Genomic DNA, 5,508 nt, shown 5'->3' with positions numbered 1-5,508 from the left:
CCAGGGAAACGAGGCCGCGCGGAACGGGAAGCTCGGGGCGGAACCGGCGGTCCGCGTCGGCGTCCTTGTGCTCGTCGGCGACGCGGAGAAGGAAGAAGAAGGCGAGCGCGGTCGCGCACCCCACGAGGAGGACGCCCAGGTCCGGCAGCCCCGGACGGCCCCGCGCCGCCCGCGAGTACCCGGCGGCGGACACCGCGGAAATGCCGATCAGGGGGACGTAGGCGGCGATGGGGAAGCGTTCGCGCTGGTAGGCCCACATCCGCGCGGCGAGCCCCGCCGGCACCGCCGCCGTCGCGCCGTTCATCGGGCCGGCGAGCCGCGGCCCAGCGCCGCGTGGGCCCGCGCGAAGTCTCCCGAGCAGAGCGCGCCCACGATGGAAAGCTCGCCGGCCAGCGTGAGCGCCGCGCAGATTTCCGCCAGCTTCGACGCGCGGTCGTCACCCAGGCAGTCCATGATGCGCAGGCACTCCTGCGCGGTGGGCAGCCGTGTGCCGCCACCGACCGAACCGACGATCAGGTTGGGGAGGCTGAGCGCCGCGTAGAGGTCCCCCTGGTCCGTCACCTCCAGCCGGGTGACGCCCACACTGGCCTCGCTGACGCACGCCACGTCCTGGCCGCACGCCAGGAACAGCGCCGCGATCCCGTTGGCCACGTGCCCGTTCACGCCGATGGACCCGGTGCGCACCCCCGCGACGAAGCTCACACGCCAGTAGTCGGACATCCGCTCGGGCGTGGTGTGGAGCACGTCCTCCACCAGCGCGCGGGGAATGGAGGCCTCGGCCGTCACGCTGCGGCCGCGCCCTTGGATGAAGGACAGCGCCGTGGCCTTCTTGTCGCCCGACATGTTGCTTTCCAGGAACCAGTAGCGCGGCTGCACCGGCGTGCGCGCCAGGATTTCCTCGCACAGCGCGGCGGTGCAGAACGTCACCATGTTCTGCCCCGCCGCGTCGCCCGTGTGGAACGCGAACACCAGGTAGACGTGGTTGCCCTCGATGTGGGTGCCCACGTCAGTGAGCCGTCCGTGGCGGGTGGTGCGCGACACGGCCGCCTTCAGCGCCTCGTACTCGCCGACCACCCACGCCGCGAAGTGCGCCGCCTGGCCCATCCGCTCGAAGACGAAGGCCGGTGCGCGCTGCACCTGCTCGGTGGTGGTCAGGCACACGGCGCCGCCCGCGGCGGTCAGCAGGTGCGCGCCGCGGTCGTGGCTGGCCACCAGCGCGCCCTCGGAGGTGGCCAGGGGCACGTAGAAGTCGCCGCGCGCGTGCATGCCGTTGACGCGCAGCGGCCCCACCAGCCCCACCGGCACCTGCGCCATGCCGATGTAGTTCTCGATGCTGCCGCGCATGACCGACGCGTCCCCGCGCGGCGCAGTTCCCGTCAGGTGCGGGATCTCTACCCCCAGCCCCTCGACGAACTCCACGCGCCGGGCGTGCGCGTCCGCGCTCCACTCGCGCAGGCCGGGGACGCGGGGCGGAACGGGGCGCTCTTCCTCGGACGTATCCGTCAGCAGGCCGACGACCTCGTCCACGGGGCGCCCGCGGACGAGCCGGTCGGTGACGTTGCGAGCGTGGTGCTGGGAAATGGGCATGCTTTGCGACAGCCTGAAAATGCAGCGTGTAAGGCCGGAATACGCTGCAAGTTACATCGGAGCGGCGGGGAGGGGGAAGAGTGGAGCGGGTGAACCTGCTCGATTGCGGGTGGAAAGCGGCTACCGTGCTGCGCGTGGCGCGGACAGGCGTCGGGCTATCTCCGTCGAGTTCGCGCATTCCAGAAACAACTCGACAGCCTCGCGGAGATTACCGTGAGCCTCCTCGACCGTGTCGCCCTGGCTCGCGATGTCCAGTTCCGGGCAGAGGCTGACGAACCCGTCACCTTCGCGCTCGATCACCGCTGTCAGTTGCACGCTTCGCTTCAGGGGACCTCCTGTGGATGCGCTGCGCCCGAGTGAAAGTGGTGATACCCGCGTCAAACCTTGCTGTGCGGCGTCTCGACCGTTTCCGTCCCATCGCTGTGCGGAAGGAGGTGCATGTCGCCGAAGATGTGAGCGGCCTCCCGATGCATCGTGCGGAGCACCGCGTTCGCGAGCCGCCGGATCTCGACGTCGGCGGAGCCGCTCCCGCGCATCTCCATGAAGTGGCGCCACGCCCGCGCGTTGCCGGTGACGACAATCTTGGTTTCGGCACAGTTGGGGAGGACCGCGCGTGCCGCTTGCCGGGCGCGCTTCTTTCTCATCGTGGCGGGCCCATCGTCACCCACCTGGTTCGACATCTCGTCCAGCAGCGCCCGGTATCCTTCCAGCGTCTGCTCGCAAGCGGCCACCCAGATTTCGTAGGCTCGCGATCCGTCCGAGATCTCCGGCGGCAGGACGAACCCGATGTTCGATTCGTCGACGTACCGTTGCGACAACTGAGAAAACCCGAAGCCCGCGCGGTGGCGGATAAGCTCGTGCGTCAGTGAGCGGCTGACCCCCTCGATCAACAAGGTCCACACGGCATGCTCCAGGACGCTCCCGTGCTTCACGTGAAGGATGTTGCCGAGATACGCTTCGTTCGATGTCCGGCCCGGGATGCTCTTGTGCCCACCCTCGAGTCCAACGTCCTCCCCGAACGAGAGATAGCACATCCGGCCCGCGAACTCGGACACGACTTCGCCCGCGATCTCGCTGTCGCTCCGCCAGTCGATGTGCTCGGGATAGATGAACTCCTGGCGCGTGATCAGCGTAACGCGGGGCTCGCGGATGATCTGCATCGGGGGCCTTCGGGATGGTCGGGCGGGTGGACGGGTCAGCGGCGTAAGCTAGGCGCTCCGCACGCGCGCGGGCAAGTCGCCGGGCGCCGCGGTTGCCAGCGGCGGGGGACGGCTTAGGTTTCCAATCATGCGCATCGCCTCGCTGCTTTCCAGCGCCACCGAAATCGTCTACGCCCTGGGCCTGCAGGAGCACCTCGTCGCCATCTCGCACGAGTGCGACTGGCCGCCCCAGGCGCTGCACCTGCCGCGGCTCAGCCGCTCGCGCTTCGATCCCGCCGGCCTTACCAGCGGCGAGATCGATGCCGAGGTGCGCCGCTGCATGCTGGAATTCGGCAGCGTCTACGAGATCGACGTCGCCGCCCTGCGCGACGCCCGCCCCGACGTAATCCTCACCCAGGCCGTGTGCGAGGTGTGCGCCGTGCCCACCGGCTCGGTCAACGACGCCGTCGCCGCGCTCCCGTTCTCCCCCCGCGTGGTGTCGCTCGACGCGCACACCGTGGAGGGGATCTTCCACACGATGCAGCAGGTGGCGGATGCCGTCGGCCAGCCCGAACGCGGCGGGCAGGCGGTGGCGCGCCTGCGCGGACGGCTGCGGCGCGTGGAGGAAGCCGTCGCTGGCCGGCCGCGTCCCCGGGTGCTGGCGCTGGAGTGGCTGGATCCGCCGTTCGCCCCGGGGCACTGGATTCCGGAGATGGTGACGATGGCCGGCGGCGACAACCTGCTGGGCGCCGCCGGCGCACGCTCGGTGCAGATCCCGTGGGAGCAGACCGAGGGGCTGGATCCCGACCGGCTCCTGCTGCTCCCCTGCGGCTACGACCTGCAGGCCTCGCGCGCCGACGCCGACCGCGCACGCGACGCACTGGCGCGCATCGCACCGGGCGCCGTCGGGGCGGGGAGGGCCGCCATCGGACACAGCGCGTACTTCAGCCGCTCGGGCCCGCGCGTGGTGGAAGGCACGGAGGCGCTGGCCGCCTGGCTGCACCCGGACGCGGGCCTCGCCGCCCCCGCCGAGCCCGTCCTTGAGTCCTGGCCATAAGGTTGTACACAGCTTGATCCGCGGAACAGGGCGCGCGGCTTGCACGCCCCGCGCGCAGTTCAACCGAGCGACGCACCACACACCGGCGAGGCCATGCGAATTCCCACCCGTGTTCACGGCATGCTCGACTACGCCCTCGGCGCGCTGCTGATGGGCCTGCCCTGGCTGCTGGGCTTTGCGGAGGGCGGCCCCGAAACCTGGGCGCCCGTGGCCCTGGGCGCGGGCGTCGTCCTGTACAGCCTGCTCACCGACTACGAGCTGGGCGTCGTCCGCAAGCTGCCGATGCCCGCCCACCTGTGGATGGACGCGCTGGGCGCCGTTCTGCTGATGGTGTCGCCTTGGGTGCTGGGGTTCGACGAGAGGGTGTGGATGCCGCACGTGGCGGTCGGCGCCTTCGAGCTGCTGACGGCCGCCCTCACCGACACCGTCCCCGGATATGACCGCAGGCGCGCAGCTCGATAGCGAGAGCATCCTCAGCCCGGAGTACGAGGACCCCACGGCCATCGAGCCGCGGGCGCGCATCAGCGCGTACGCGGAAACCGTCACCGGCGTGCACGCCATCGCCCTCACCGACGCCGTAGCGGCCATCAAGCGCGGGCGCCAGGGCAAGCTGCCCGAAGACCCGCCGCTGCTGTGGATCGACATCGCGGCCCCCGGCGGCACCGAAGGCGAGTTCCTGCGGCACCAGCTGGGATTTCACCCGCTGGCCGTCGAAGACACCGTCCGCGGCCGGCAGCGCCCCAAGATCGACCGGTATCCCGGGTACTACTTCCTGGTGGTGTATTCGGCGCGCATCAACCGCGAGCGCGACCGGATGGCGCTCAACGAGCTGCACGCCTTCATCGGCGACAACTACGTCATCACGGTACACGACCACAAGATCGAGGAGTTGAAGGAGGTGCTGGCCCGCTGGCGCGCGGTGCCGGCCCGCTACCGGAGCGCGGGTACGCTGGCGCACGCCGTCCTGGACATGGTGGTGGATGGCTACTTTCCCGTGCTGGACCACTTTTCGGAGCGCGTGGGGCGGCTGGAGGAAGGGACGGATGGCAAGACCCGGCACGAGGCGCTGCAGCAGATGCTTTCCATGCGCCGCGAACTGGTGCTGTTCCGTCGGATGGTGGGGCCGGAGCGCGAACTGATCGGGTCGCTCCTGAAGCGCGACATTCCGTTCCTGGAGCCGGAGATGCTGCCGTACTTCCAGGACGTGCACGACCACGCCATCCGCGTGGCCGAGGAGATCGATACGCTGCGCGACCTGCTGACGGGCGCCATGGAGGGCCAGCTTTCGCTCGCCTCCAACCAGCTGAACGAAACGATGCGGGTGATGGCGGCCTGGTCCATCATCCTGATGGCGATGGCGTGGATCGCCGGCATCTACGGGATGAACTTCGAGCACATGCCGGAGCTTCACTGGCCCTGGGGCTACGCCTGGGCACTCGGGCTGATGTTCGCCGTGGGAGCGCTGCTGTTCGGGTATTTCCGGAGGAAGCAGTGGGTGTGAGGGGGAAGTGCGTGAGTGCGTGAGTGCGTGAGTGCGAAAGTGCGAAAGTGCGAAAGTGCGAAAGTGCGAAAGTGCGAAAGTGAGCGCGGTTCGATGAGATGATTCAGCCCCGGCGTGCGAATGCGCGCCGGGGCTTTTGGCGTCCATCCCCGCAGCGCGAGCCGAAGAACCGCGCGTTGTCATCCCGAGGGAGCGGCCCCCGCGAACCAGCCTCCACACCGCCG

Annotated in this window: 6 protein-coding genes and 1 pseudogene; 3 read left to right on the top strand and 4 right to left on the bottom strand. The window is 69.7% G+C overall.

What is annotated here, in order from left to right; genetic code table 11:
- The 4 genes and pseudogenes from VIB55_RS08385 to thyX form a co-directional block, all read right to left on the bottom strand.
- Window positions 1-304 (bottom strand): annotated as a pseudogene (locus VIB55_RS08385) (hypothetical protein); the annotation flags it as partial.
- Window positions 301-1,587, bottom strand: a complete 1,287-nt coding sequence (locus VIB55_RS08380) for a hydroxymethylglutaryl-CoA reductase (protein WP_331876223.1) — start codon at window positions 1,585-1,587, stop codon at window positions 301-303. The pseudogene VIB55_RS08385 and the gene VIB55_RS08380, both read right to left, overlap by 4 nt.
- Window positions 1,588-1,707: 120 nt before the next feature.
- Window positions 1,708-1,902 (bottom strand): type II toxin-antitoxin system HicB family antitoxin, encoded by a 195-nt coding sequence (locus VIB55_RS08375; protein ID WP_331876222.1) that lies wholly within the window; start codon window positions 1,900-1,902, stop codon window positions 1,708-1,710.
- 62 nt (window positions 1,903-1,964) lie between these two features.
- Window positions 1,965-2,747: an FAD-dependent thymidylate synthase gene (thyX, locus tag VIB55_RS08370; RefSeq protein ID WP_331876221.1), complete on the bottom strand. Its 783-nt coding sequence runs from the start codon at window positions 2,745-2,747 to the stop codon at window positions 1,965-1,967.
- A gap of 127 nt (window positions 2,748-2,874) precedes the next feature.
- On the opposite strand from thyX, the gene VIB55_RS08365 reads away from it, so the two are divergent.
- The 3 genes from VIB55_RS08365 (at window position 2,875) to corA (ending at window position 5,284) form a co-directional block, all read left to right on the top strand.
- Window positions 2,875-3,783 carry an ABC transporter substrate-binding protein gene (locus VIB55_RS08365; RefSeq protein ID WP_331876220.1) on the top strand — a complete coding sequence of 303 codons (909 nt, stop codon included), beginning with the start codon at window positions 2,875-2,877 and terminating at the stop codon, window positions 3,781-3,783.
- Between the two features lie 93 nt (window positions 3,784-3,876).
- Window positions 3,877-4,245 (top strand): SPW repeat domain-containing protein, encoded by a 369-nt coding sequence (locus tag VIB55_RS08360; protein ID WP_331876219.1) that lies wholly within the window; start codon window positions 3,877-3,879, stop codon window positions 4,243-4,245.
- Window positions 4,220-5,284 carry a magnesium/cobalt transporter CorA gene (gene corA, locus VIB55_RS08355; RefSeq protein WP_331876218.1) on the top strand — a complete coding sequence of 355 codons (1,065 nt, stop codon included), beginning with the start codon at window positions 4,220-4,222 and terminating at the stop codon, window positions 5,282-5,284. The genes VIB55_RS08360 and corA overlap by 26 nt, the downstream gene beginning before the upstream one ends.
- Window positions 5,285-5,508: the final 224 nt, after the last annotated feature.

The sequence above is a fragment of the Longimicrobium sp. genome, assembly GCF_036554565.1.
In the GTDB taxonomy this organism is placed as follows: domain Bacteria; phylum Gemmatimonadota; class Gemmatimonadetes; order Longimicrobiales; family Longimicrobiaceae; genus Longimicrobium.
This window is presented reverse-complemented; position numbering and strand designations above follow the sequence as displayed.